Below are 26921 nucleotides of genomic sequence, written 5' to 3' on the forward strand. Positions count from 1 at the left end.
GGTAAAGAAGGAGAGTGCCGGAGCGAGGCTCCGGCGGGGAAGGATTAGGCGTCGAACGGGGAATGGGCATCGAGCACGGCCTGAATTACGTTCAGCGCGCCCTGGTGGTTATTGTCGTCGGTACTGTAGCGGCAGATGTCTTTGATACTGTCGGCCGCGTTGCCCATTGCAAACGAGTATTTCACCAGCTTCAGCATTTCCGCGTCGTTGCCGCTGTCGCCGATACCCACACATTCTTGCGGGGAGATAGCCCAGCGCTTCAGCAGTCGGCTGATGCCGTTGGCTTTGTGCAGGCCAGGGATAATCAAATCCACAAAACCAAAGCCGCTGGTGACCGGTTTCATGATGCCGTCCAGCGACACGTGCAGTTTGTCGATAAGATTCGGGATATCGCTGTCCGGCAGGTTCAGGGAGAACTTGAACAGCACGTCGTCAATGTCATGGTAATCGCTGACGCGCTTTAAGCGGTGATAGTGCTTTGACATCAGCGCCACGAACGCCTCCGGCGCTTTATCGCTGACGTACGCACTTTCGAGACCGCAGGCCACAAAGTTCAGCCCTTTGTCTTTCAGCAACTCGCCAGTGACGATCTGCGACTCATGGCGCGTCAGCTCGCCGTGGAAAATCTGCTCGCCGTGATCGAAGACCAGCGCGCCGTTTTCCGCCACGAAGGAGATCTGCTCTTTCAGCTCCGGGAAGAAGGAGATGAGCTGGTAATACTGGTTGCCGCTGGCGACAACGAATTCAATATTGCGGGCTTTAAGCTGCTCAAACTGTGCCTGAAAGCGGTCCCGATCGTACTGCTTGGCATCATCAAGGAAAGTTCCGTCCATATCGGTGACGATAACTTTAACGGTCATACATTGCGCTCCTGGGTCACTGCGTTTTGAAACATTCTAATAACAAGGTGACGAGGAGCACAAATTTAATTTCATTCGAAAGTAAAAGCAAAACGGCAACCGAGGTTGCCGTTTTTAGTGTTTTCTCCCTCTCCCGTGGGAGAGGGCCGGGGTGAGGGCATCAGCGCGCGTATTTCTCCCTCACCCTAACCCTCTCCCTCAAGGGAGAGGGGATAGCTCGGTTACAGCGTATGCTCCGTACGCGCAATAATATCGTCCTGCGCATCCGGCGACAGGGCGGTGAAGAACGCCGAGTAGCCCGCCACGCGCACCACCAGGTCACGATACTGGTCAGGGTGTTTTTTCGCTTCCAGCAGCGTTTCGCGGGAAACAATGTTGTACTGAATATGCCAGCCCTTATGCACCTCGAAGAAGGTGCGCAGCAGCACCATCAGCTTCTGGCGGTCGCTGTCGTTTTCCAGCGTTGACGGGTTCAGCTTCTGGTTTAGCAGCACGCCGCCGAGAATCGCTTCGGTCGGCAATTTGCCCACGGAGCCAATGACCGCCGTTGGACCAAGGTGATCGGTACCGGATGCCGGGCTGGCGCCTTCCGCCAGCGGGGTATGGGCTTTTCGTCCGTCCGGGGTGGCCATCGTCGCCGCGCCAAACGGCACGTTAGCGGAAATAGAAGAGGTGCCTGCGTAATAGTTTCCGCCAATCGGGCCGCGGCCGTAACGCGGGTTGTGGTACTGCTTCAGCTCTTCAATGTAGGTCTGGTAGGCACGCGTCAGCAGCATATCCACGCTGTCGTCGTCGTTACCGTATTTCGGCGCACCGTTGATCAGACGCTGACGCAGTTGCTCGTGGGTCAGCCCGTCGAAGTCATCCGCCAGCGCGACCGCCAGCTGCTGCTGACCAATGACGCCCTGCTCGAATACCATCTTCTTCACCGCCGCCAGGCTGTTGCCGAGGTTGGCGATCCCCACCTGCAGGCCGGAGACCCAGTCATACTTCGCGCCACCCTGCTTGATGCTCTTCGCCCGTTCGATACAGTCGTCCACCAGCGCGGAGCAGAGAATATCGTGGACGTTCTCTTCGAGCATGGTGTCCACCACATATTCAATCTCGATGGATTTGCGGGTGTAGTAGCGGATCTGGGTGTCCCACGCCGCCATCACCTCTTCGAAGTTATCGAAGTTACCGGCAGAGAGCGCTTTCTCCTGCGGCAGGAACACTTTCCCGCTGGTGGCATCCCGGCCGCCTTCCAGCGCCGCCAGCATCACGCGGGCGAAGTTGATAAAACTCATGCCGGTGCAGCGATAGCCCCATTTGCCGCCGACGGCGGTTTCGATGCAGCCAATCGCCGCGTAGTCGTAAGCATCATCGCGCTCAACGCCGAGCTTGATGAATTCCGGGATCACGATTTCATCGTTATTGAATGCCGGCATCCCGAAGCCGCAGCGGATCACCTGCACGCAGGCGTCGAGGAAGTCGTTGCTCATGCCCGCGTGGTAGCGCACGCTCAGGTTCGGCTGGGTGGAGCGCAGACGGCCGCAGGACTCCAGAATTGCGTAAGAGAGCGGGTTGACCGCGTCCATCGGCTCACCGTTGACCAGCGTCTGGCCGCCGATGGTGACGTTCTGGTACAGCGGGCTACCGGCAGAGGCTTTCGAGTGCGAGCCGGAACGGATTTTGTTTACTTCCAGCAGCTTCAGCCAGCAGCTGTGCAGCAGCTCGATGGCGTGCTCGCGGTCGAGACTCTGGTTCAGCTCCACGTCGCGGCGGTAGAACGGATAGAGATACTGGTCCATCCGCGCGAAGGAGACGGAGTGTCCGTTGGACTCAATCTGCAGGATCAGCTGAATGAAGTAGCACAGCTGCAGCGCCTGCCAGAAGGTTTTTGGCGGTTCGTGAGCAATCACGTCGCAGTTTTCCGCCATCGCCAGCAGTTCGTCGCGGCGGCTTTCGCGGGTTTCGCTGGCGGCCATGTCACGCGCCAGGTCGGCAAAGCGTTTGATGTGCTGGCTCACCGCCTCCAGCACGATATCAATTGCTTTCAGGAACTGGTCGCCGTGCAGGTCTTCCAGCACCGTCAGGTTAATGCGCGAGCGGCGCTCGGCCACTTTGGCGCGCAGGCCGTCGAGACCTTTCTCCAGCACCAGCGGGAAGTTAACGGCCAGGTGCGCATCGCCGGAGGTCATGTTGCCTTCGGCTTTGATGATGCCGGTTTCCAGCAGGCCTTTCTGCTCGTCGGTGAACATGCCGTAGCAGCGATCCTGGACCGTCTGGCCGCGCCACCACGGGCAGATCGCATGCAGAACGCGCTTGTTCTCTTCGCTCACCGCAAAGCCCGCGCCCGGGCGATCAGCCAGGTCGTCAATCTCTTTCTCAATCCAGGAGACGGTATATTCCGGGAAAATCGGCGCGGCGCGCACTTCGCTTGCCTGGTTACCGATGATGAGTTCATCGTGTTTGATCCAGATGGTACGCCGGGCCAGGTGGTGCGCCAGCGCCAGGGCGCGACGCACCGGGATCGGTTTGTCCATATGCTGCTGATACATTTCGGTGTAGTGCTGCGCGCGTTCGGTACAGACCGGCGGCTTGACGATATGTACGAGGGCCGTTTTGTGCGCCTTAATGCGCTCGCTGAGGGTGTTGAGATTCAGGGTGGTCATAAGTTTATCCTCGTAAGGTCGCGGTTAACCCTTTCTGGCAGGCGTACTGCTGCGCGAAGTCCAGCAGGGCAGGGTTATTCAGCGGTTTGTCAGGGGCAGAGTAGGGTTGGCCGAGCAGCGTGTATTTGTTCATGCCCAGCGTGTGGTACGGCAGAAAATGAATATCGTTGACGCCGAGCTCGTCGGCGGCGAAATTGGTAATGGCGGTAACAGACGCTTCATCGGCGTTAAAGCCCGGGATCAGCGGCACGCGGAGGGTGATTTTTTTCCCGGCAGCGGCAAGGCGTTTCAGGTTATCCAAAATTCGTTTTGCCGAGCCGTCCGTCCACTGCTTGAAAACGTCAGCGTCGACATGCTTCAGGTCGGCGAGAAACAGATCGACGTACGGTAAAGAGGGCTCGATATAGTGCCACGGTACGTGAAGACAGGTTTCGACGGCGGTGTGGATACCCTGTTCGTGGCTGGCTTTAAACAGCGCAAGTGCCAGCTCGGGGTTCATAAACGGCTCACCGCCGGAAAGCGTAATTCCGCCGCCGCTGCGGTCGTAGAAGGGTTTGTCGCGCAGGACGGTCGCCATGATCTCCCCGACCTGCTGCTCTTCACCGCAGACGGTCAGCGCCTGCGTCGGGCAGCAGTCGGTGAGGGTATTGAGCGCCTCGTCGTTAAGCTTCTCGCGATGAATGACCAGCCCGTTCAGCGCACGTTCGATGCAGCCCGGCGCCGCCTGCTGGCACAGGTCGCAGCCGTCCAGACACAGGCGCGCATCAAACAGCACGTCCCGGCTGCGGGAGCGGCTTTCCGGGTTCTGGCACCAGCGACAGCCCAGCGAGCAGCCTTTCAGGAACACCACGGTACGAATACCGGGGCCATCGTGGGTAGAGTAACGCTGAATATTGAAGATCATGTTTTTGCCTCTCATCTTGCATATGAAGATTAAATTACTTTCGAATGAAAGTTATCTTGATGCAGGTCAACTCCTGAGCAGGTTTTGTCGTGATAGGGTAAGTGCAGGCTAATTTTGAGGGTGACATCATGGAACTTTATCTCGACACATCTGACGTTGCGGCGGTGAAAAAGCTGGCGCGTATCTTCCCGCTGGCAGGTGTGACCACTAACCCAAGCATCGTTGCGGCCGGGAAAACGCCGCTGGAGGAGCTGTTGCCAGCCCTGCACGACGCCCTGGGCGGCAAAGGCCGTCTGTTTGCCCAGGTGATGGCGACCACCGCGGAAGGGATGGTGGAAGACGCGCGTAAGCTGCGCGCCATCATTAACGACCTGGTGGTGAAAGTACCGGTAACCGCAGAAGGGCTGGCAGCCATCAAAATGCTGAAAGCAGAAGGGATCCCGACGCTGGGCACGGCGGTATACGGCGCTGCACAAGGGATGTTGTCCGCGCTGGCGGGGGCTGAGTATGTCGCGCCATACGTTAACCGCGTGGACGCGCAGGGCGGGGACGGGATCCAGACGGTGGTGGAATTACAGCAGCTGCTGACCCTGCATGCCCCGCAGTCAAAGGTGCTGGCCGCGAGCTTTAAAACCCCGCGTCAGGCGCTGGATTGCCTGCTGGCAGGCTGCGAGTCCATCACGCTGCCGCTGGACGTGGCGCAGCAGTTTATTACCTCTCCGGCCGTGGACGCGGCGATTGTGAAGTTTGAGCAGGACTGGCAGGGGGCGTTTGGACGGACGTCGATCTGACGCTGTTGCCGGGTGGCGGCTTCGCCTTACCCGGCCTACGATTTTCTCCCTCTCCCTGTGGGAGAGGGCCGGGGTGAGGGCATCAGGCCGCAGTAGGGTTTAACCTCCGCAAATCTCACATCCCGGATTACGCATCAGCTTCATCTCGCGGAACTGGCAGGTCATTGCGTCGTACATCACGATTTTCCCCGCCGCCGGCGTACCGTAATGCGCCAGCACTTTGATCGCTTCCATCGCCTGCAATGACCCAATCACACCGACCAGCGGCGCCATCACGCCGGCTTCGACACAGGTAAGCGCGTTCTCGCCAAACAGGCGGCTCAGGCAGCGGTAGCAGGGTTCACCGTCCGCGTATGTGAAGACGCTGATTTGCCCCTCCATGCGGATCGCCGCGCCGGAGACCAGCGGAGTTTTGTGGGCAAAACAGCCCGCGTTTAGCTGATTACGGACGGCGACGTTATCGGTGCAGTCGAGCACCAGATCGTGCCGGGCAATTTGCGCGGAGAGCGCGTCATCATCCAGCATCGCGTCAAGCAGAGTGAACTGAACGTTGGGGTTAATGCGGGCCAGCGCCGCGCGGGCAGAATCTACTTTCGGCTGGCCAACCGTTGCGTCGCTGTGCAGCGTCTGGCGCTGCAGGTTAGACACCGACACGGTATCAAAGTCCAGCAGTGTCATCCTGCCCACACCCGCCGCGGCGAGGTACTGGGCGGCGGCACAGCCCAGACCGCCAAGTCCGACGACCAGCACGCTGGCCGCCTTGAGCGCTTCCTGACCCTCGAAATCAAACCCGCGCAGCACAATCTGGCGGTTGTAGCGCATCATCTCCTGGTCGCTCAGCTCCACCGTCATGTCAGCCCCCGAACAACTGGTTAAAGCGCTCCACCTCAACCCATTCGCCCGCTTCCACGTTGCCGCGCTCGCGCTCGAGGACGATAAAGCAGTTGCCCTGGCTGAAGGAGCTGAAAATGTGCGAGCCCTGGTGCCCGGTGGTGCTCACTTCGAGCTCACCGTCCGCGTTGCGCGTCAGGATCCCACGCTGGAAATCGAGACGGCCCGGTGATTTTTTCAGGCGCGTCGCGGCACGCACGCGCAGGCGTTCCGGCAGCGGGCGGGCCCGGTTACCGGAGAGCTTCGCCAGCAGCGGGATCACCAGCTGGTAGAAGGTGAGTGCCGCCGAGACCGGGTTACCCGGCAGGCCGCAGAACCAGCTGTGCTGCAGTTTACCAAAGGCGAACGGTTTGCCCGGTTTGATCGCCAGCTTCCAGAAAGCGATTTCACCCAACTCTTCAAGGATGGTTTTGGTGTAATCCGCCTCGCCCACGGAGACGCCGCCGGAGCTGATGACCACGTCGGCGGTGTTGTCCGCCTCAATAAACGCAGCGCGCAGTTTTTCCGGATCGTCAGGAATAATGCCGAGGTTAATCACCTCGCAGCCCAGCTGCTCCAGCATCAGGTGTACCGCCAGACGGTTGGTGTCGTAAATCTGTCCGTCCTGCAGCGGCTGGCCCGGAAGCTGCAGTTCGTCGCCCGTCGAGAATACGGCGACGCGCACTTTACGGATAACCTCGATTTCCGCGATGCCGAGGGAGGCCAGCACCGGCAGTTCACCCGCCGTCAGCTTCTGTCCGGCGGCAAAGACCGTCGCGCCAAGGGCAATATCCTCGCCGGTGCGGCGAATGTTCTGGCCCGCTTTGACGTTGGCGGTAAACCGGATGCCGTCATCCGTTTGCTCGGTCTCTTCCTGCATCACCACGGCGTCGCAGCCTGCCGGAACCGGCGCACCGGTCATGATGCGCACGCAGGTGCCCGCAGGCCATTCACCGTTAAATGGCTGTCCGGCAAACGCTTTACCCGCCACCGGCAGCGCCTGACCGGCCCGGAGATCCGCCAGGCGTACCGCATAACCGTCCATCGCGGAATTATCGAACCCTGGCACGTTAAGCGGGGAGACAATATCGCGCGCGGCAATACGACCAAAACAGCGCACCAGAGGCAGCGTTTCAACGTCATGCAGCGGGGAAACTCGGTCAAGCATCTGCGTGAGTGCCGTCTCAAGCGACATCAGTCCGGCGGTAAAATCCATGGTGGGCTCCTGCACAGTAACAACGAAAGCGGCCATTATGGCAGAAAAGTGCCACTAACAGTATGACCCGGAGGTGTACGCTTTACATCACAGTTGCGTCTTTCTATATTCAAAAATCATCTGAAGTTTCATTGACGATAATGATATTTATAGAAAAAGCCGCAAATCAGGCTAACGGGTGATGTGAATGGGTAATGCGGTAATCGCAATTCATGGCGGCGCCGGGGCTATCACCCGTGCACAGCTCAGTCCCGAGGATGAAAAGCGCTACATTGACGCGCTGTACGCCATTGTGGAAACGGGCCAGAAAATGCTGGAAGCGGGCGAAAGCGCGCTGGACGTGGTCACCGAGGCGGTACGCTTGCTGGAGGAGTGTCCGTTATTTAATGCCGGGATCGGCTCGGTCTTTACCCGGGACGAAACCCACGAGCTGGATGCCTGCGTGATGGACGGCATCACCCTGAAAGCGGGGGCCGTGGCGGGCGTCAGTCGCCTGCGTAATCCGGTGCTGGCGGCGCGTCTGGTGATGGAAGAGAGCCCCCATGTGCTGTTGACCGGTGCCGGGGCGGAGGCGTTTGCCTTCGGGCACGGGATGGAACAGGTATCGCCCGATCTCTTTTCTACCGAGGCGCGCTACCAGCAGCTGCTTGAAGCGCGTTCGGCGGGCATGACGCAGCTTGACCATGCTGCGCCGCTGGATGAAACCACCAAAATGGGCACGGTCGGCGCGGTGGCGCTCGATAAGGCCGGAAACCTCGCGGCGGCGACGTCAACGGGAGGGATGACCAACAAGCTGCCTGGACGCGTCGGCGACAGCCCGCTGCCCGGTGCCGGCTGCTATGCCAATAACGCCACGGCGGCGGTGTCCTGTACCGGCACCGGGGAAGTCTTTATTCGTGCCCTCGCGGCCTATGACATCACCGCGCTGATGGATTATGGCGGGCTAAGCCTGAGCGAGGCCTGCGAGCGCGTGGTGATGGAAAAGTTGCCCGCGCTGGGCGGCATCGGCGGGCTGATTGCCGTGGATCGTGAGGGCAACGTGGCCCTGCCGTTCAACAGCGAAGGGATGTACCGCGCCTGGGGTTATGCCGGTGATGAACCGAGCACGGGGATCTATCGTGAATAAGGGGGCAACGCGTGCCGCACAGTGAAGAGCTGGACAACCGCGAAGTGCTGGCTGTCCATCAGCTGAATATTGCGTTTCAGGAAGAGCGGCAGTTCATCCCCGCAGTACAGAATTTATCCTTCTCGCTCAAACGCGGTGAGACGCTGGCGATTGTTGGCGAGTCCGGCTCCGGTAAATCGGTCACCGCGCTGGCGCTGATGCGTCTGCTGGAGCAGACGGGCGGGCAAATCAGCAGCGAGAAAATGCTCCTGCGCCGCCGTAACCGTCAGGTCATTGATATAAACGATCTGAGCAGCGCGCAGATGCAGGGCGTGCGCGGGGCGGATATTGCCATGATTTTCCAGGAGCCGATGACCTCGCTCAATCCGGTGTTCCCGGTGGGGGAACAAATTGCCGAGTCCATCCGCCTGCATCAGGGGCTCGGCGGCGATGAGGCGCTCAGTGAAGCCAGACGAATGCTGGAGTTGGTGCGCATTCCGGAAGCGCAGGCTATTCTTGGCCGCTACCCGCATCAGCTCTCTGGCGGCATGCGCCAGCGGGTGATGATTGCCATGGCGCTCTCCTGCCGTCCTGCGGTGCTGATCGCCGATGAGCCGACGACGGCGCTGGACGTGACGATTCAGGCGCAGATCCTGCAGCTCATCAAAGTGCTGCAGCAGGAGATGGAGATGGGGGTGATATTCATTACCCACGATATGGGCGTGGTCGCCGATATCGCCGATCGCGTGCTGGTGATGCACAAGGGCAGCGGGGTAGAAACGGGCACAGTTGAGCAGATTTTTCACGCGCCCGTTCATCCCTATACCAAAGCGTTGCTGGCGGCGGTCCCGCGTCTCGGTGCCATGAACGGCCGCGATTTGCCGCGCCGCTTCCCGCTGATTTCGCTCGATGCGACAGGGCCGGAGGAGGAGGAACGCGAGCAGGATACCGTGGTGCCGGGTAAGCCCATTCTGGAGGTGCGTAATCTGGTCACCCGTTTCCCGCTGCGCAGCGGCGTGTTGAATCGCGTGAGGCGCGAAGTGCACGCGGTGGAAAACGTCAGTTTTGATCTCTGGCCGGGCGAAACGCTGGCGCTGGTGGGGGAGTCCGGCTGCGGTAAATCTACCACCGGGCGCGCGTTGCTCCGTCTGGTGGAATCGCAGGAAGGGAGCATTACCTTTAACGGCGAGCGCATTGATACCCTGCCGGACAGCAGGCTGCAGGCGGTGCGGCGGGATATTCAGTTTATTTTCCAGGATCCGTATGCCTCTCTCGACCCGCGCCACACGGTGGGGTACTCGATCATGGAGCCGCTGCGGGTACATAACCTGCTGGACGGCGACGCGGCACAGCGTCGCGTGGCCTGGCTGCTGGAGCGCGTTGGCCTGAAGCCGGAACACGCCTGGCGTTATCCGCATGAGTTTTCCGGCGGGCAGCGCCAGCGGATCTGCATTGCCCGCGCGCTGGCGCTGAACCCGAAAGTGGTGATTGCCGATGAGTCCGTTTCGGCGCTGGATGTCTCTATTCGGGCGCAGATCATTAACCTGCTGCTCGATTTACAGCGGGATATGGGCATCGCTTTTCTGTTTATTTCGCACGATATGGCGGTGGTTGAGCGCATCAGCCATCGCGTGGCGGTGATGTTTATGGGGCAGATCGTCGAGATCGGCCCGCGACGAGCGGTGTTTGAAAACCCGCAGCATCCGTATACCCGCAAGCTTATTGCGGCGGTCCCGGTCGCCGATCCGGCGCATCGTCACGGCCAGCGCGTGCTGCTGCAGGATGAAATGCCGAGCAATATTCGTAAACGCGGCGAGGTCGTGGAGCGTGTCACGCTGCGCGAAGTGGGTCCGGGTCATTTCGTCGCTCCCCCGCGTCAGGCAAATGCTTTCTCGCGGTTATAACTTACAACAGGCAGGAGAACACAATGGTTACATTTGTAGCGCGTAAATGGTTGTTAGCCGCGAGCGTGACGGCAGCCCTGGCCGCTGCCCCCGCGTTCGCTGCCAAAGATGTGGTGGTTGCCGTCGGCTCTAATTTCACCACGCTGGATCCGTATGACGCCAACGACACGCTGTCGCAGGCGGTGGCGAAATCGTTTTATCAGGGACTCTTTGGCCTGGATAAAGAGATGAAGCTGAAAAATGTGCTGGCGGAGGGCTACACGGTCTCCGATGACGGGCTGGTGTATACCATCAGACTCAGAACCGGGGTCAAGTTCCAGGACGGTACCGATTTCAACGCAGAGGCGGTGAAGGTTAACCTCGACCGCGCCAGCAACCCGGAAAATAGCCTCAAGCGCTATAACCTCTATAAAAACATCGCCAAAACCGAGGTGGTTGACCCGGCGACGGTAAAAATCACCCTGAAAGAGCCGTTCTCCGCGTTTATCAACATTCTGGCACATCCGGCAACGGCAATGATCTCGCCCGCCGCGCTGAAAAAATACGGGAAAGAGATCGGTTTCCATCCGGTGGGTACCGGCCCGTATGAACTGGTGACCTGGAACCAGACCGACTTTGTGAAGGTGAAAAAATTTAGCGGCTACTGGCAGCAGGGGCTGCCGAAGCTGGACACCATCACCTGGCGTCCGGTAGTGGACAACAACACCCGCGCGGCGATGCTGCAAACCGGTGAAGCGCAGTTTGCCTTCCCGATCCCCTATGAGCAGGCCGCGATTTTGCAGAAAAACAGCAAGCTGGAGCTGGTCGCCAGTCCGTCGATCATGCAGCGCTACATCAGCATGAACGTGACGCAAAAGCCGTTTGATAACCCGAAGGTGCGTGAGGCCATCAACTACGCCATTAATCGCCAGGCGCTGGTTAAGGTCGCTTTTGCCGGCTATGCCACCCCGGCCACCGGCGTGCTGCCGCCAGCGATTGCCTATGCCCAGAGCTATCAGCCGTGGCCGTACGATCCGGCTAAAGCGCGCGAGCTGCTGAAAGAGGCGGGCTTCCCGAACGGGTTCAGCACCACGCTGTGGTCGTCGCATAACCACAGCACCGCGCAGAAAGTGCTGCAGTTCACCCAGCAGCAGCTGGCGCAGGTGGGGATTAAGGCGCAGGTCACCGCCATGGATGCCGGACAGCGTGCGGCTGAAGTGGAGGGCAAAGGGCAGAAAGAGAGCGGCGTGCGGATGTTCTACACCGGCTGGTCGGCCTCGACCGGTGAAGCTGACTGGGCGCTGTCGCCGTTGTTTGCCTCGCAGAACTGGCCGCCAACCCTGTTCAATACCGCGTTCTACAGTAACCCGCAGGTCGACAAAGACCTTGCCGATGCGCTGAAAACCACCAAACCGGAAGAGAAAGCGCGCCTCTACAAAGACGCGCAGGATATCATCTGGAAAGAGTCACCGTGGGTGCCGCTGGTGGTGGAGAAACTGGTGTCAGCCCATAACAAAGCGTTGACCGGGTTCTACATCATGCCGGACACCGGCTTTAGCTTTGACGATGCGGATTTAAAATAAACCTCATGCTGAATTATGTTTGTAAACGCCTGCTGGGGCTTATTCCGACGCTGCTGATCGTGGCGGTACTGGTGTTTTTGTTTGTTCATCTGCTGCCGGGCGATCCGGCGCGCCTGATTGCCGGGCCCGAAGCGGACGCGACGGTGATAGAGCTGGTGCGTAAGCAGCTGGGCCTCGACCAGCCGCTGTATATGCAGTTTCTGCACTACATTGGCAACGTGTTGCAGGGCGACTTTGGCATCTCGATGGTGTCGCGACGTCCGGTGTCGGAGGAGATAGCCAGCCGCTTTATGCCGACGTTCTGGTTGACGATTGCCAGTATGAGCTGGGCGGTGGTGTTTGGCCTCTGCGCCGGGATTGTCGCAGCCGTCTGGCGAAACCGTTGGCCGGACAAGCTCGGGATGGCGCTGGCGGTGACCGGTATCTCCTTCCCGGCGTTCGCGCTGGGGATGCTGCTGATGCAGATCTTCTCGGTTGAGTTAGGCTGGCTGCCGACGGTCGGGGCCGACACCTGGCAGCATTACATTCTGCCCTCCATGACGCTGGGGGCTGCCGTGTCGGCGGTGATGGCCCGCTTTACCCGCGCCTCGTTCGTTGACGTGCTGAGCGAAGATTATATTCGTACCGCCCGGGCGAAAGGGGTCAGCGAGAAGTGGGTCATTCTCAAGCACGGGTTCCGCAATGCGATGATCCCGGTGGTGACGATGATGGGGTTACAGTTTGGCTTCCTGCTGGGCGGCTCTATTGTGGTGGAAAAGGTCTTCAACTGGCCGGGGCTGGGACGCCTGCTGGTCGATTCCGTTGAGATGCGCGACTATCCGGTTATACAGGCGGAAGTCCTGCTGTTCTCGCTGGAGTTTATTCTTATCAACTTAGTGGTGGATGTGCTCTACGCTGCCATTAACCCGGCCATCAGGTATAAGTAAGATGCGATTGTTGAACTGGCGACGCCAGGCCGTTTTAAACGCTATGCCGGGGCTTAAACCGGAGCATATCCGCACGCCGTGGTCTGAATTCTGGCGGCGTTTTCGCCGTCAGCCGGTCGCGATGGCGGCGGGGCTGTTTGTGTTGCTGCTGATTGCGGTGGCGATCGTTGCGCCGTGGGTGGCGCCGTTTGATGCGGAAAACTATTTTGACTACGACCGCCTGAACGACGGCCCCTCCCTGATGCACTGGTTTGGCGTGGACTCCCTCGGGCGCGATATCTTTAGCCGCGTGCTGGTCGGAGCGCAGATCTCCCTTGCCGCCGGGGTTTTCGCGGTGCTGATTGGCGCGGCCATCGGTACCGTGCTGGGGCTCGTCGCCGGGTATTATGAAGGCTGGTGGGACCGCATCATCATGCGCATCTGCGACGTGCTGTTTGCCTTCCCCGGCATCCTGCTGGCGATTGCCGTGGTGGCGATCATGGGCAGCGGAATGGCCAACGTGATTATTGCGGTGGCGGTGTTTTCGATTCCGGCGTTTGCGCGCCTGGTGCGCGGCAACACGCTGGTACTGAAACAGCAGACCTTTATCGAATCCGCCCGCAGTATGGGGGCCAGCGATGCTACCATCCTCTTCAGCCATATTTTGCCGGGGACGGTGTCGTCCATCGTGGTCTATTTCACCATGCGTATCGGCGTGTCGATTATCTCGGCGGCCAGCCTGTCGTTTCTGGGATTAGGTGCGCAGCCGCCGACCCCGGAGTGGGGGGCGATGCTCAACGAGGCGAGGGCGGATATGGTGATTGCGCCGCACGTGGCGATCTTCCCGAGCCTGGCGATTTTTCTGACCGTGCTGGCGTTTAACCTGTTAGGGGACGGGCTGCGCGACGCGCTGGATCCGAGGATTAAGGGATAGGGCAGTAGAATGTGCCGGGTGGCGGCGACGCCTTACCCGGCCTACAAAAAAGGCGCTGGGTGTTTAAACCCGGCTACCCCACAGATCATACTCATCCGCGTTTTCAACCTTCACGCGAATAATATCACCCGGCTTAACGTTGGTTTCGCCATTGAGGTACACTGCGCCGTCGATTTCAGGGGCGTCCGCCATGCTGCGGCCAATCGCGCCTTCTTCGTCCACTTCATCGATAATGACCAGAATTTCGCGACCCACTTTCTCCTGCAGGCGTTCAGCAGAGATCTGCTGTTGCAGCTGCATGAAGCGGTTCCAGCGCTCCTCTTTTACCTCTTCCGGCACCTGGTCCGCCAGCTCGTTGGCGGTTGCACCTTCTACCGGGCTGTATTTGAAGCAGCCGACGCGGTCCAGACGCGCTTCTTTCAGGAAGTCGAGCAGCATCTGGAAATCTTCTTCGGTTTCACCCGGGAAGCCGACAATGAAGGTGGAGCGCAGGGTCAGATCCGGGCAGATCTCACGCCACTGCTTGATGCGCGCCAGCTGACGGTCAACGGAGCCAGGACGTTTCATCAGCTTCAGAATACGCGGGCTGGCGTGCTGCAGCGGGATGTCCAGATACGGCAGAATTTTACCTTCCGCCATCAGCGGGATCACATCGTCAACGTGAGGGTACGGGTAAACGTAGTGCAGACGCGTCCAGATACCGAGTTTAGACAGCTGCTCGCACAGGCCCACCATGCTGGTTTTCACCGGCTCGCCGTTGTGGAAGCCGGAGCGGTGTTTGACGTCCACGCCGTAAGCCGAGGTATCCTGGGAGATGACCAGCAGCTCCTTCACGCCCGCGTCGGCCAGACGTTTCGCTTCCGCCAGCACTTCGCCAATCGGACGGCTCACCAGATCGCCACGCATGGACGGGATGATGCAGAAGGTGCAGCGGTGGTTACAGCCTTCGGAAATTTTCAGGTACGCGTAGTGGCGCGGCGTCAGCTTCACGCCCTGTTCCGGCACCAGGCTCAGGAACGGGTTGTGCTTGGGTTTTGGCACGTAGTGATGAACATGTTGCAGCACCTGCTCGTAGCTGTGCGGGCCGGTGATCTCCAGCACCTTTGGGTGCACTTCGCGGATCTGGTCTTCTTTCGCGCCCAGACAGCCGGTCACGATCACTTTGCCGTTTTCGGTCAGGGCTTCACCGATGGCTTCCAGTGACTCCTGAACCGCGCTATCGATAAACCCGCAGGTGTTAACGATCACCATATCGGCGTTGTCGTAGCTTGGCACCACGTCATAGCCCTCGGTGCGCAGTTCGGTCAGGATGCGTTCTGAATCCACCAGGTTTTTCGGGCAGCCCAGGGAGACGAAGCCGATTTTCGGCTGGTGCGTAACATTGCTCATAGGTTAAAAATTGTTCGATTTTTGGAATGGTCAGGGCAGGGATTCTACAGAGGTTGGGGGGAAAATTGTACTGAAGAATTGCAGTTAGCGCGGCTTTTCGATATTACCTGATTTTTCTTGTTTTGAAACGGTGTTTTACTTAAAAGTAATACTTATTGATAGTATGGTTATTGCATGTAAAATGACCTGTCGGATTATTTTATAATAAGTAGAAGGACTTATGGCAAAAGGATACATTTTGCATATGTATGACCCCACCACTTGTGGTGGTCGTGTGCTGGAAGGAACACCAAACAGAAGAACCAACGGCATATCTGTTGCCCGAATGGGTGACCGGGTAACATGTGGTAAAGATGGCAATACTTACCGCATCGTCGGGGGTATTGGATGGATTAAAACGGATGGTCGCCTTGTTGCAGGCACTCTGGACAGTTTCAGCAGTTGTCCCTGTAATGCAAAAATCATCCCGCAGATAACCGTTCAAACCTATGAATCACGCAGCGAATCCAGAACGTCGGCACCGATAACGACAACCACACCGCCGACAATTTTTTCCTCAAATTCATCACCAGCGGCTGGCCCTGCTGTACTGCGGCCTGTCCCTGTCTTCGCTAAATCCCGCGAGCGTGGCTCAGGGAATACAGATGCAGGGGAACAACAAGAACCTCATACTAATTTTGCAGAAATGGGCCTGTTCCGGGCAGCACCTGCTGTTGACGCCGTAACAGATTCAGATGCCCCACAGCACGCACAGACGACAAAGAAAAAGCCACAAGCTCCGGAAGATATACCTAAACCGAAGAAGCGTAGCGCCCTGTATAAGTGGTTCAACGGCAATCACGAAGAGATGCAATACCAGGCCGCAGTTGCAGCCGCTGCCAGCGCGACCAGAGCACAGACCGCTACCGCTGGGGTTAACGTTCTTGAACAGATTGGCGGGCGCTTTGCTACCTATGGCACATGGGCGGTACGCGGGGCTGAAATCGCAACGGCTGGTGCAGGCGCATCCGTTGCCGGGTTTTTAATCGGCATGATGCCCGGACGACTGAACGACGGTGAACAGGATTTCATCGATCGTATACGGCTTGCACAGATGAGTGAAGCGCCTACTCGTGTGCGCTATACATGGGAGAATGACAGCAACGGAAATCCCGTTCCGCATGGCTGGCACACCCCACCGGGTAAAGATATGGTGAGAGTCCGTAAAATGCAGTGGGACAGCACCCGACAGGCTTACACCTTCACCACCGAGGAGGAAAGCCCGGTAACCATCATCTGGACCCCGGATCATTCAGGTGTACACACTCCGTCAAACACGGGCAATCAGACTCCGCCGAGGCTACCGGGAACAATCCTTGTCAACCCGTTACCCGATGGCACTCACATCACCAGTACGACAACCCCGGCACCGGATGAGAAAAATTTCGCGGATTACATTCTGATCCTTCCTGTATCGGATATCCCACCGATATATATCTACATTCGCAACAATCCGGGGCAAGTCACAGGCAAGGGCCAAAAGGTTACTGGTACCTGGTTAGCTGATGCGGGTCAGGGTAACGGCTCGCCTATCCCGTCTCAGATAGCTGATAAACTGCGTGGGCGTACATTCTCCAATTTTGACAGATTCAGGGAAGCATTCTGGGAAGAAGTGAGCAAAGATCCTGAACTATCAGAGAAATTTATCCCCAGCAATTTAGCCCGAATGAAGTATGGTATGTCTCCACGAACAATATTTATAGAGACTGTTGGGAAAAGGCGTTCTTTTGAAATTCACCACATCAAGCCAGTAAGCCAAGGCGGTGATATGTACAATGTGGATAATATGGGTATCACCACCCCCAAACGCCACATTGATATCCATAGAGGGGCATAACTTGAAAAGTATAAGCGAATTGTCAAGAAACGAGTTCATCGAGTTAATCGCAGAAATTATTAGCGCTGAAGGGGGCGAAAGACATCAAGACGAACTTTTGGAACAGTTCATTGAGTTGTCAGAGCATCCCTCAGGTTCTGATTTAATCTACTATCCTGAACCAAGGGAACAAGCAACACCTGAAGCTATTGCAGATAAAGTTCAGAAATGGCGCAAAGCCAACGGTAAACCCGGCTTTCGTGAAGAATGAATTTGCTGTAGAAAGCATTAAATGTTGATTCAAAGCGCCGGGTTTTTATCCCGGCTTTTTTTTCGCCTAAGCCAGTCATGCAGGGGATTTGCGGGGGATTTATACACTCTTTGCAAGGCGGATGCGCCGGGGAGAGGTTGTAACATTGTAAATAATGTTAATCAGTTAATAAAAATTGATCCCAGGCATTAAACTGTACAAAAAATGAACTTATCCTGACTATGCACAATGGCTGACAGAGGAGGAAAGAGCATGACCGTTGACAGACTAAAACGCGATCTGCTGAATAAGCTGATCAACGCCCGAATCGACCTGGCCGCGTACCTGCAGTTGAGGAAGGCAAAAGGGTATATGTCAGTCAGCGAAAGCGAACATCTGCGTGATAACCTGTTTGAACTTTGCAATTTCATGCGTGAAAAAGCACCGACCCTGAAGGCGAATTACGGCGAAAGCGAGCTTATCGCACTGCGCCGCGCCGCCGAGGTGCTCTCCATTGCAGGGGTGTGTCTGATGAACGGACGCCACGACTGCCCGAATTTTATCGCCGTAAACGCGGAGAAGCTTGAAAACTGCCTGACAACGCTCTCTCTATGCATTATGTGCCTGAACAAGCACGAACAGCTTGAACAGCACTGATCCAGGGGGAGGCAACTCCCCCTTCTGATTAAGCTTTTGTAAAAGTGATAACGCGGCCGGACGCAGTGGCTAACCTTTATGCCATATGCCGATAAAGGAGCGCGTTATGCCTCGATCCCCGCTGATTTTCCTGCCTGCGTTGTTTATTCCCTTTTCGCTGCTTGCTGCGCCAGAGCCGGTCAGGGTTGAGGTGCTGCAAAACAGACTCGATCATCCCTGGTCTCTGGCGTTTCTGCCGGACAATAACGGGCTGCTGGTAACCCTGAAGGGCGGCCAGCTTAAACACTGGCAGGCCGGGAAAGGGCTTTCCGATCCGATCGTCGGTGTACCAAAGGTTTGGGCAAACGGGCAGGGCGGATTGCTGGATGTCGTCCTCGCCCCGGATTTTAAACAATCACGCCGCATCTGGCTCAGCTACGCCGAAGCGGGACAGGACGGCAAAGCCGGAACGGCAGTAGGCTATGGCCGGTTAAGTGACGATCTGACGCGCATTGAGGCTTTCCAGGTGGTGTTCCGCCAGACGCCGAAACTCTCTACCGGTAACCATTTTGGTGGCCGACTGGTGTTCGACGGCAAAGGCTATCTCTTTATCGGACTCGGCGAGAACAACCAGCGCCCGACGGCGCAGGATCTGGACAAGCTACAGGGTAAAGTCGTGCGTCTGACGGAGGACGGAAACGTGCCGCCGGATAACCCGTTTGTGCGTACGCCCGGCGCGAGGCCGGAAATCTGGTCTTACGGCATTCGTAATCCGCAGGGAATGGCGATGAACCCCTGGAGCGATACGCTGTGGCTGAACGAGCACGGTCCGCGCGGCGGGGACGAGATCAACATTCCAGAGAAAGGCAAAAACTATGGCTGGCCGTTGGCGACGCACGGTATCAACTACAGCGGGCTGAAAATTCCGGAAGCCAAAGGCGAGCACGTTGAGGGGACCGAAAAACCTCTGTTTGTCTGGAAAGTTTCACCGGCGGTAAGCGGCATGGCGTTTTATAACAGCGACGTTTTCCCGCAGTGGAAAAACAAGCTGTTTATCGGCGCGCTGAAGGAGAAAGATGTAATCGTGCTCAGCGTGAAGGGGAACAAGGTCACGGAGGACGGACGCATTCTGGGCGACCGGGATCAACGTATTCGTGATGTGCGGGTGGGGCCGGATGGATATCTGTATGTCCTGACCGATGAGACGGACGGGCAACTGTTAAAAGTCAGCCCGTCCGGGACGTGATCAGGTGACCGGGATCATCACGACGTTACGGTACGCCGGGCGATCGCTCAGCTGTTTAAGCCAGCGCTCCAGGTGCGGGCGCGGCGTCCACTTCAGACCCATGTTGGTCAGGTTCCAGACGAACGGCGCCACGGCGATATCGCCTGTGCCGAACGCATCACCGGAGAACCACGGGTGCTTCGCCAGTTCGTCATCCATCATCGCAAACAGATTTTCGCAGGCATCCTGCGCGGCATGAATGGCGGGATAGTCGCGTTCAGCTTCCGGGGTGCGGATAAGCCCCATCAGGATCACCCGGTGGGTTGGTGAAAGCGTCTGGTTCGCCCAGTCCATCCACTTTTCCCCTTGCGCGCGGCGGGCCGGGTTTTCGACCCACAGACGACCCTGTCCGTACTGGGCAGCCAGGTAACGCACAATGGTGTTAGATTCCCACAGCGTGGCGTCTGTTTCGTCATCGCGCAGCAGCGGCACCAGGCCATTCGGGTTCATGGCCAGGTAGTCGGCCTCTTTATTCACGCCAAACGACATCCCGGCCATGATTTGATTGAACGGTAAATCCAGCTCTTCCAGCGTCCAGAGCACTTTCTTAACGTTGGTCGAAGTATTTCTGCCCCACAGCGTAATCATATTTACTCCCGATGAGATGTGAATCCGAATCAGCTTTTGGTCATGGTGAGATAAACCTAACAATTACGCAACAGAAGAGAAAAAAATCGCCTGAATCAAAGCGTATCTGAATGTTATTGCATAAACTTTAATAACTTTACCCTCGTTGGGTTTCTTTAACGGTTTTAGTGCGCTATTACTCATCGCTTCTTGCGACACGGTGATGTGACGTAATTTTTGAATGGACACTCGGGTGGCATTTATGACGCGAAAAATGACTTCTCTGCGCAGCCTGGCGGCAGGCTCTGCGCTCCTTTTCCTGTTTGCACCAACGCTCTACGCAGCCGAACAGTCTGCGCCCGAAGCGCCGCCAGTGGATGCGCGCGCCTGGATCCTGATGGACTATGCCAGCGGTAAAGTGCTGGCGGAAGGCAATGCGGATGAGAAACTCGATCCGGCAAGCCTGACTAAAATCATGACCAGCTATGTGGTCGGCCAGGCGTTAAAAGCGGGCAAGATCAAGCTGGACGATATGGTCACCATCGGGAAGGACGCCTGGGCGACCGGCAACCCGGCGCTGCGCGGATCGTCGGTAATGTTCCTGAAGCCGGGCGATCAGGTTTCCGTATCGGATTTGAATAAAGGGGTGATTATCCAGTCCGGTAACGACGCCTGTATCGCGCTGGCGGACTACGTTGCGGGCAGCCAGGACTCGTTTATCGGTCTCATGAACGGTTACGCGCAAAAGCTGGGCCTGACCAACACCACTTTTAAAACCGTTCACGGCCTGGATGCGCCGGGCCAGTTCAGCACCGCCCGCGACATGGCGCTGCTGGGGAAAGCGCTGATCCACGACGTGCCGGATGAATATGCCATCCATAAAGAGAAAGAGTTCACCTTCAACAAAATCCGTCAGCCGAACCGCAACCGCCTGCTGTGGAGCAGCAACGTCAATGTCGACGGGATGAAAACCGGCACCACGGCCGGGGCGGGTTACAACCTGGTGGCCTCCGCGACCCAGGGCGATATGCGCCTAATCTCGGTTGTTCTGGGGACCAAAACCGACCGTATCCGCTTTAACGAATCCGAAAAATTGCTGACCTGGGGCTTCCGCTTCTATGAAACCGTGACGCCGATAAAACCGGATGCCACGTTCGTCAGCCAGCGTGTCTGGTTTGGTGACAAGAGCGAAGTGAACCTGGGCGCGGGTGAAGCGGGTTCAGTGACCATTCCGCGCGGTCAGCTGAAAAACCTGAAGGCCAGCTACACCCTCACCGACCCGCAGCTCACGGCTCCGCTGAAAAAGGGCCAGGTGGTCGGGACGATTGATTTCCAGCTCAACGGGAAGTCGATTGAACAGCGTCCGCTGATTGTGATGGAAGCGGTAGAAGAGGGCGGCTTCTTCAGCCGGATGTGGGATTTCGTGATGATGAAATTCCATAGCTGGTTTGGTAGCTGGTTCAGCTAATTTTTTGCCGGGTGGCGCTGCGCTTACCCGGCCTACGTTTTTCTCTCTCTCCCTGTGGGTGAGGGCATCAGACCGCACCCCACTTAATACATCAACTTCACCTGCTGCGCCTTCGCGTGGGCCACTATCTCGTCATCCGGACGGCAGTCGCTGACGATGGCATCAAATTGCGCCAGTTCGCCCATTCTTGCCGAACGCACCTTGCCAAATTTACTGTGATCGACCACCAGTACGTGATACTGCGCTGCGCTCAGCGCCCAGTGCTTCACCGGTAACTCTTCCAGATTAAAGCAGGTTGCGCCCTGGCGGACACTGACGCCAGCGGCGGAATAAAACGCGATATCCGGGCATAAATTGCTGAGCGTGTCCTGCAGGTTAAGCGGCTTAAAAATCGCGTTGCTGGCGTGAAACTCACCGCCGCAAAGGATCACCCGGCACTCGGGCTTCTCCTGCAGCGCCAGAAAGGTGTTCAGGGAGTAGCACACGGCAGTGAACGGAATTGTGCTGTCGATGGCTTCGATAATCCACGGCGTGGTGGTACCGCAGTCAAAAAACAGCGTCTGGTGCGGCTGTACCAGGGAAGCCGCGAGCCGTGCAGCTTTGCGTTTCTCTTCAACCAGACGCGTCTTCTGGTCGCTGATCAGATAATGGCTGGCACTACGCGGCTCAAGCACAATATACCCGCCCAGCAGCACAACCGGCGCGCTCTCGCTGTTCAGATCCCGACGAATGGTCATCTCTGAGACGCCGAGGAGGGTGGCGGCTTCCTTAAGATGCAGCTTATCACTGCGCTTCAGCGCCTGTAGCAGCTGAGCAATGCGGTCATCGCGTCGTGTTTCCATAGTTCCTCGGCATAAAAAAGTGAACCCCCGCAGGGCGGGGGCTCAAGTGTAACCTGTCAGGTCGGGGTTAGTCACGTATCCAGCCTTTGCGGATCGGGATGGCGAAAACGGCCCGATAGAGTGAAGAGAGCCCGCGGTAGAGCGCTTCCCCGATAAGATTCCACAGGATCGCCGCGCTGACGCAGCCAATCAGCCCCACCAGGAAACCGCCGACCATATCCAGCGGCCAGTGGACGCCCAGGTAAACGCGAGACCAGGCGATGGCCACGGCCACCGCCATCAGCACCGCACCCGACCACAGGCGATGCCAGAACAGGAAGGCCAGCGCGAAAGTGAAGATCACCGTACCGTGATCGCTCGGGAACGAGTCATCTGGCGCATGGTGCAGGAAGGTATAGCCGACGTGATCGACGAAAGGACGATCGTGGGGAAACGCGTGGCCGAGAATATAGCTCACCAGCACGCTTACGCCGAGCGCCATCGCCACTTTGATCACCAGCTGGCGCTGCGCTTTTACCTGACTGCGGGGACCCCACAGCCAGAGGATGGCGGCCAGCGCAGGCACGATACTGATCAGATCTTTTGCCAGGAAGGTGGCGAAATCGATCATCCACTCTGGCGAGGCCGGCGTGGCGTTGATCAGATAAAACAGCTGGTAATTCAGACTCTCTAACATAATATCGTCACTCTTTAGCAAACCAGGTGGAAACAAGGCCATAGACCACCACCTGGGAAAACCAGACCCACCACCCGGCCCACAGGTTGTGAGAGAAAAAATGTGCTCCGCGCATGACCTGACCGAACCCCATCGCCAGACCCAGCACCACGCCGAGGATCACAAAGCTCCAGGCGAGGCGCGGACGCTCGCGCCAGAAGGCAAAAAACAGCCCCATCACCATAAAGCCGCTGGAGGCATGACCGCCGGGGAAACAGCGACCCGGACCGCTGTCTGCCGGGACGGCGCTGAACAGGGGATAAGACACGGCTTTACCGCCATACTCCACCAGATCCCATGGACAGCTGTGATGGCTGATGCTTTTCAACGCCCCCACCACCAGCGCGCCGAGCCCCATCAGCAGCGCCGCCGTAACCAGCCTTGCGTTACGCTTGTAAGCACCGAATAACAGCGCCACGACCCCTAAGGCGATGGCGATGTACTTCGCCAGGCGATGATTCAGCAGATCCAGCAGGTGGTCTTTCTGCAGCGGGAAGCTTTGCGTCGCCGCGTCATACCAAAAACCACTTATCCATCTGTCCAGCGCTTCATTGCGAGATAGCCACGTGAACACCACGGCAAGAGTAATCAGCACGAAAAGCTGATAACCATAAAAGCGGGTCGGTAAGCGGTAAAGGCGTTTTGTCTTATTTGTCTGTAAGTTAGATAATTCTGAGCGGCTGGACGTGAGTGACATAATTTGGGATCGTTGACGAGTCATCGGGCTATCATAAATCTGTCAACTTAAGGAAACCTTAAACGAAGACGATATGTGCTTTATTTCTGTTTATCCTCGATAAATCACTATCTCGGGCTGCGGCATTTCATTACACTCGTCGCGATTTTGTCATTATAAAGAGATTGCATGTTAAACCGTTCTTCTTCAGGTTCACGTCTGGGTCGTCAGGCGCTGCTTTTCCCTCTGTGTCTGGTGCTCTACGAATTTTCGACCTATATCGGCAACGATATGATCCAGCCCGGTATGCTGGCCGTTGTGGCGCAGTACAACGCGGGGATCGAATGGGTGCCGACCTCGATGACCGCCTATCTGGCAGGTGGCATGTTTTTGCAGTGGCTGTTAGGCCCGCTGTCGGATCGTATCGGCCGTCGTCCGGTGATGCTGACCGGCGTGGTGTGGTTCATCGTGACCTGCCTCGCCACGCTGCTGGCACAAAACATTGAACAGTTTACCCTGCTGCGTTTCCTGCAGGGGGTGAGCCTGTGCTTTATCGGTGCTGTAGGGTATGCCGCCATTCAGGAGTCGTTTGAAGAGGCGGTGTGTATCAAAATTACCGCGCTGATGGCGAACGTGGCGCTGATCGCCCCGTTACTCGGGCCGCTGGTGGGGGCCGCGTGGGTGCACGTTGCGCCCTGGGAAGGGATGTTTGTCCTCTTTGCGGTTCTCGCCGCCATCGCCTTCTTTGGCCTGCACCGCGCCATGCCGGAAACGGCGACCCGCATTGGCGAGAAACTCTCGTTAAAAGAGCTGGGTCGGGATTACAAAGCCGTGCTGAAGAATGGCCGCTTTGTGGCCGGTGCGCTGGCGACAGGGTTTGTCAGCCTGCCGCTGCTGGCGTGGATTGCGCAATCACCGGTCATTATCATCAGCGGTGAAAAGCTCAGCAGCTACGAGTACGGTCTGTTGCAGGTGCCGATTTTTGGCGCGTTGATTATCGGTAACCTGGTGCTGGCGCGTCTGACGTCACGCCGCACCGTGCGTTCGCTGATTATCATGGGCGGCTGGCCGGTTGCCGCGGGGCTGATTCTGGCGGCGGTGGCGACCGTGATGTCCTCCCACGCTTATTTGTGGATGACGGCGGGGCTCAGCCTCTATGCCTTTGGAATTGGCGTGGCGAACGCCGGTCTGGTGCGCCTGACGTTATTCGCCAGCGAGATGAGTAAAGGGACGGTCTCCGCGGCGATGGGAATGCTGCAGATGCTGATTTTTACCGTCGGTATCGAGGTGAGCAAGCATGCCTACGCGATGGGCGGCAACGGGCTGTTCAGCCTGTTTAACCTCGCCAACGGCGTGCTGTGGGTTGGCCTGATGGTGGTGTTCCTGAAAGACAAACGCGTCGGAAACGCCCTGCAACCTTGATCTGTTTATCCCCTCTCCCCGTGGGCGAGGTCGGGACAGTCCCCTCTCCCTGTGGGAGAGGGTTAGGGTGAGGGCACCAGACCGCACGGTATCAATTAAACGGCGCCTCCCCGTTCAACACCTTCTCAATCACGTTTAAAACGCCTTCCTCGTTATTGTGCGGTGCCTCAAAGCGAGCCACCGCCTTAATATGCGGTCTGGCATTCGCCATCGCAAAGCTGAAGCCCGACTGACGCAGCATCTCCACGTCGTTGCCGCTGTCCCCGAAGGCCACCACCTCGCTGTTATCTATCCCCCAGCGCTGTTGCAGGATCCGCAGACCGTTGGCTTTATGCACGCCCGGGATAATCAGGTCGATACTGCCGTGACCGGTGGTGACGGGCACCATGATGTCGCTCAGCTTTTCATGCAGCAGCGCCTGAATACGCGGAATTTCATCGTCAGAGACGTTAAGCCCGAACTTGAAGAAAATATCGTTCAGATTGTCGAAATTGCTGACCATTTCGAGTCGGTGATAGTACTTCGCCGCAATAGCCTTGAAGCTCTCGTCATAGCACTTCAGCGTGTAGGCGCTGCTCTTCCCGCAGGCGATGATCTCAATGCCCGGGACGTCGTTCAGCACGTTTGCGACGGTCTCAAAATGGGCTTTCGACAGTTCACCGTTAAAGACGTCTTCACCTTCACTCACAACCCAACCGCCGTTTTCCGCGACGAACGCAATTTCATGCGCAATTTCCGGGAAGAACGAGATCAGCTGGTAGTACTGGTTGCCGCTGGCGACCACAAAACGTATGCCCTGCGCCTTCATGCGGGCGTACTGGGCCAGAAAACGTTCGCGATTATAGGTTTTGGCATCGCTCAGAAAAGTACCATCCATGTCGACGGCGATCAGTTTAACGTTCATATCCCTTCTCCAGTGTCGTTTGTTTCGTTTCCGGCCTGGCCACCGCGCGTGCCACCAGCGCCGCGATGATGACCAGCCCTAATACCACCAGCATGGCGCTGCGCAGTCCGTAATGCTCACCCAGGAAGCCGAGCAGCGGCGGCCCGACCAGGAAGGCGAGATAGCCGGTGGTTGCTACTACGCTGACGCGTGTCGGGGCATCCGGGCCGGTGTCGCTGGCGGCTGAAATGGTCAGCGGGAAGCCAAGTGAGGCTCCCAGACCCCAGAGGATCACCGAGACGCCGGCAATCCAGCCCACATCCACAAAGATGATCATCGCGATACCCAGGCCGCCGAGCAGAGCGCTGGCGCGCACCACCGCCACGCGGCTGTAGCGGTCGATAAACCAACCGCCGGTGAAGCGTCCGACGGTCATTCCCAGCGTAAACCCGGCGTAAATGAGCGAGCCGGAGGTCGGGCTGAAGCCGTGACCGTCCACCATCAGCAGCGGCAGCCAGTCGTTGGCGGAACCTTCCGCGAATGCCATCGCCAGCACTACCACGCCAATCAGCATCAGCTGATAATCGCGGTAGAAGGGCAGCCCCTTTTCGGCCGAGTGCTGTTCGTCCGCGGCGTTCTTGCCGTTACCGTTCGGGATGGCACGGATGCCGATCAGAATCGGAATGATGCACACCAGCGCCGCCAGCAGGATATGCAGATTCGCGCTTACGCCGGTGGCCGTCAGCGCCATGCCCACGCCCGCACCGGCCAGCGTGCCGAGGCTATAGAAGCCGTGCATCATGGGCAGCACGGTTTTGTTCATCTCGCGCTCAACCGCTGCCCCTTCAACGTTTATCGCCACTTCCGCCGAGCCTAAGCTGCCGCCAAATACCATCAGCCCCAGAGCAAACAGCACCGGTGAGGCAAACCAGAGCGCCGCGCTCAGCACAATCATCCCAATCACCCCGCAGCACATGGTCGTGCGGATCACCGCCCGCGTACCGAAGCGCTTCACCAGCCACGCGGAGCAGAGGATGCCGCTCATCGAACCTATCGACAGGCCGAACAGCACGATGCCCATCTCAGCGGTAGAGACGGACAAAATATCGCGAATGGCGGGGGTACGAGTGGCCCAGGAGGCCATCAGCAGGCCCGGAATAAAGAAGAACATAAACAGCGCCCACAGGCGGAGCTGCAGGGCTTTACGGGGAGAGGTTTGCGTCATCGG

Annotated in this window: 23 protein-coding genes and 1 pseudogene; 12 read left to right on the forward strand and 12 right to left on the reverse strand. The window is 57.8% G+C overall.

What is annotated here, in order from left to right; genetic code table 11:
• Positions 1–44 precede the first annotated feature (44 nt).
• The 3 genes from C1N69_RS06890 to C1N69_RS06900 form a co-directional block, all read right to left on the reverse strand.
• Positions 45–860, reverse strand: a complete 816-nt coding sequence (locus C1N69_RS06890) for a Cof-type HAD-IIB family hydrolase (protein WP_095440889.1) — start codon at positions 858–860, stop codon at positions 45–47.
• A 221-nt stretch (positions 861–1081) separates the two neighbouring features.
• Positions 1082–3514, reverse strand: a complete 2433-nt coding sequence (locus C1N69_RS06895; protein ID WP_155030892.1) for a formate C-acetyltransferase/glycerol dehydratase family glycyl radical enzyme — start codon at positions 3512–3514, stop codon at positions 1082–1084.
• 4 nt (positions 3515–3518) lie between these two features.
• Complete coding sequence (locus C1N69_RS06900) at positions 3519–4418, reverse strand: glycyl-radical enzyme activating protein (RefSeq protein ID WP_155030893.1); 900 nt, start codon at positions 4416–4418, stop codon at positions 3519–3521.
• Positions 4419–4546: 128 nt separating this feature from the next.
• Here C1N69_RS06900 and fsa point away from each other — a divergent pair, with 128 nt between their 5' ends.
• Positions 4547–5209, forward strand: a complete 663-nt coding sequence (gene fsa, locus C1N69_RS06905) for a fructose-6-phosphate aldolase (RefSeq protein ID WP_023303353.1) — start codon at positions 4547–4549, stop codon at positions 5207–5209.
• A gap of 99 nt (positions 5210–5308) precedes the next feature.
• On the opposite strand, the gene moeB is transcribed toward fsa, so the two are convergent.
• Positions 5309–6061: a molybdopterin-synthase adenylyltransferase MoeB gene (gene moeB / locus C1N69_RS06910; RefSeq protein WP_155030894.1), complete on the reverse strand. Its 753-nt coding sequence runs from the start codon at positions 6059–6061 to the stop codon at positions 5309–5311.
• A gap of 1 nt (position 6062) precedes the next feature.
• Entirely contained in the window at positions 6063–7295 is a 1233-nt protein-coding gene (moeA, locus tag C1N69_RS06915; RefSeq protein WP_155030895.1) for a molybdopterin molybdotransferase MoeA, read from the reverse strand.
• 187 nt (positions 7296–7482) lie between these two features.
• On the opposite strand from moeA, the pseudogene iaaA reads away from it, so the two are divergent.
• The 5 genes and pseudogenes from iaaA (at position 7483) to gsiD (ending at position 13705) form a co-directional block, all read left to right on the forward strand.
• Positions 7483–8446: pseudogene (gene iaaA, locus C1N69_RS06920) on the forward strand (beta-aspartyl-peptidase).
• The gene (gsiA, locus tag C1N69_RS06925; RefSeq protein WP_155030896.1) at positions 8433–10304 is read left to right on the forward strand and encodes a glutathione ABC transporter ATP-binding protein GsiA; all 1872 of its coding nucleotides are present in this window, start codon (positions 8433–8435) and stop codon (positions 10302–10304) included. Before iaaA ends, gsiA begins: the two are co-directional and overlap by 14 nt.
• 23 nt (positions 10305–10327) lie before the next feature.
• Positions 10328–11866, forward strand: coding sequence for a glutathione ABC transporter substrate-binding protein GsiB (gsiB, locus tag C1N69_RS06930; protein ID WP_025756101.1), 1539 nt, complete (start codon positions 10328–10330; stop codon positions 11864–11866).
• A 5-nt stretch (positions 11867–11871) separates the two neighbouring features.
• Entirely contained in the window at positions 11872–12792 is a 921-nt protein-coding gene (gsiC, locus tag C1N69_RS06935; RefSeq protein ID WP_025756100.1) for a glutathione ABC transporter permease GsiC, read from the forward strand.
• 1 nt (position 12793) lies between these two features.
• The gene (gene gsiD / locus C1N69_RS06940; protein ID WP_155030897.1) at positions 12794–13705 is read left to right on the forward strand and encodes a glutathione ABC transporter permease GsiD; all 912 of its coding nucleotides are present in this window, start codon (positions 12794–12796) and stop codon (positions 13703–13705) included.
• A gap of 63 nt (positions 13706–13768) precedes the next feature.
• On the opposite strand, the gene rimO is transcribed toward gsiD, so the two are convergent.
• Entirely contained in the window at positions 13769–15094 is a 1326-nt protein-coding gene (gene rimO, locus C1N69_RS06945; RefSeq protein WP_047958103.1) for a 30S ribosomal protein S12 methylthiotransferase RimO, read from the reverse strand.
• A gap of 220 nt (positions 15095–15314) precedes the next feature.
• On the opposite strand from rimO, the gene C1N69_RS06950 reads away from it, so the two are divergent.
• The 4 genes from C1N69_RS06950 (at position 15315) to C1N69_RS06965 (ending at position 19081) form a co-directional block, all read left to right on the forward strand.
• A complete protein-coding gene (locus tag C1N69_RS06950) occupies positions 15315–16970 on the forward strand; it encodes an S-type pyocin domain-containing protein (RefSeq protein WP_167514958.1) in 1656 nt (551 codons plus the stop codon).
• Between the two features lies 1 nt (position 16971).
• Positions 16972–17220, forward strand: a complete 249-nt coding sequence (locus C1N69_RS06955; RefSeq protein WP_241658141.1) for a bacteriocin immunity protein — start codon at positions 16972–16974, stop codon at positions 17218–17220.
• A 252-nt stretch (positions 17221–17472) separates the two neighbouring features.
• Entirely contained in the window at positions 17473–17856 is a 384-nt protein-coding gene (gene bssR / locus C1N69_RS06960; RefSeq protein WP_025756097.1) for a biofilm formation regulator BssR, read from the forward strand.
• Positions 17857–17962: 106 nt separating this feature from the next.
• Entirely contained in the window at positions 17963–19081 is a 1119-nt protein-coding gene (locus tag C1N69_RS06965; RefSeq protein WP_155030899.1) for a PQQ-dependent sugar dehydrogenase, read from the forward strand.
• Here the strand turns inward: C1N69_RS06965 and C1N69_RS06970 are convergent, their stop codons facing one another.
• Complete coding sequence (locus tag C1N69_RS06970; protein ID WP_155030900.1) at positions 19082–19708, reverse strand: glutathione S-transferase family protein; 627 nt, start codon at positions 19706–19708, stop codon at positions 19082–19084.
• A 241-nt stretch (positions 19709–19949) separates the two neighbouring features.
• On the opposite strand from C1N69_RS06970, the gene dacC reads away from it, so the two are divergent.
• Positions 19950–21155, forward strand: coding sequence for a serine-type D-Ala-D-Ala carboxypeptidase (gene dacC, locus C1N69_RS06975; protein WP_032672410.1), 1206 nt, complete (start codon positions 19950–19952; stop codon positions 21153–21155).
• An 83-nt stretch (positions 21156–21238) separates the two neighbouring features.
• Here the strand turns inward: dacC and deoR are convergent, their stop codons facing one another.
• From deoR to C1N69_RS06990, 3 genes are all read right to left on the reverse strand, one after another.
• On the reverse strand, positions 21239–21997 hold the full coding sequence (gene deoR, locus C1N69_RS06980; RefSeq protein WP_025756093.1) for a DNA-binding transcriptional repressor DeoR: 759 nt from the start codon (positions 21995–21997) through the stop codon (positions 21239–21241).
• 67 nt (positions 21998–22064) lie between these two features.
• Positions 22065–22673: an undecaprenyl-diphosphate phosphatase gene (gene ybjG / locus C1N69_RS06985; protein ID WP_059386110.1), complete on the reverse strand. Its 609-nt coding sequence runs from the start codon at positions 22671–22673 to the stop codon at positions 22065–22067.
• A gap of 7 nt (positions 22674–22680) precedes the next feature.
• Complete coding sequence (locus C1N69_RS06990; RefSeq protein WP_059386111.1) at positions 22681–23409, reverse strand: phosphatase PAP2 family protein; 729 nt, start codon at positions 23407–23409, stop codon at positions 22681–22683.
• Positions 23410–23577: 168 nt separating this feature from the next.
• On the opposite strand from C1N69_RS06990, the gene C1N69_RS06995 reads away from it, so the two are divergent.
• On the forward strand, positions 23578–24810 hold the full coding sequence (locus C1N69_RS06995; protein ID WP_155030901.1) for an MFS transporter: 1233 nt from the start codon (positions 23578–23580) through the stop codon (positions 24808–24810).
• Between the two features lie 91 nt (positions 24811–24901).
• On the opposite strand, the gene C1N69_RS07000 is transcribed toward C1N69_RS06995, so the two are convergent.
• Positions 24902–25714, reverse strand: a complete 813-nt coding sequence (locus tag C1N69_RS07000; protein WP_155030902.1) for a Cof-type HAD-IIB family hydrolase — start codon at positions 25712–25714, stop codon at positions 24902–24904.
• A complete protein-coding gene (locus C1N69_RS07005; RefSeq protein ID WP_095451609.1) occupies positions 25704–26918 on the reverse strand; it encodes an MFS transporter in 1215 nt (404 codons plus the stop codon). Before C1N69_RS07005 ends, C1N69_RS07000 begins: the two co-directional genes overlap by 11 nt.
• Positions 26919–26921: the final 3 nt, after the last annotated feature.

This window comes from Enterobacter sichuanensis, assembly GCF_009036245.1.
Classification (GTDB): Bacteria; Pseudomonadota; Gammaproteobacteria; order Enterobacterales; family Enterobacteriaceae; genus Enterobacter; species Enterobacter sichuanensis.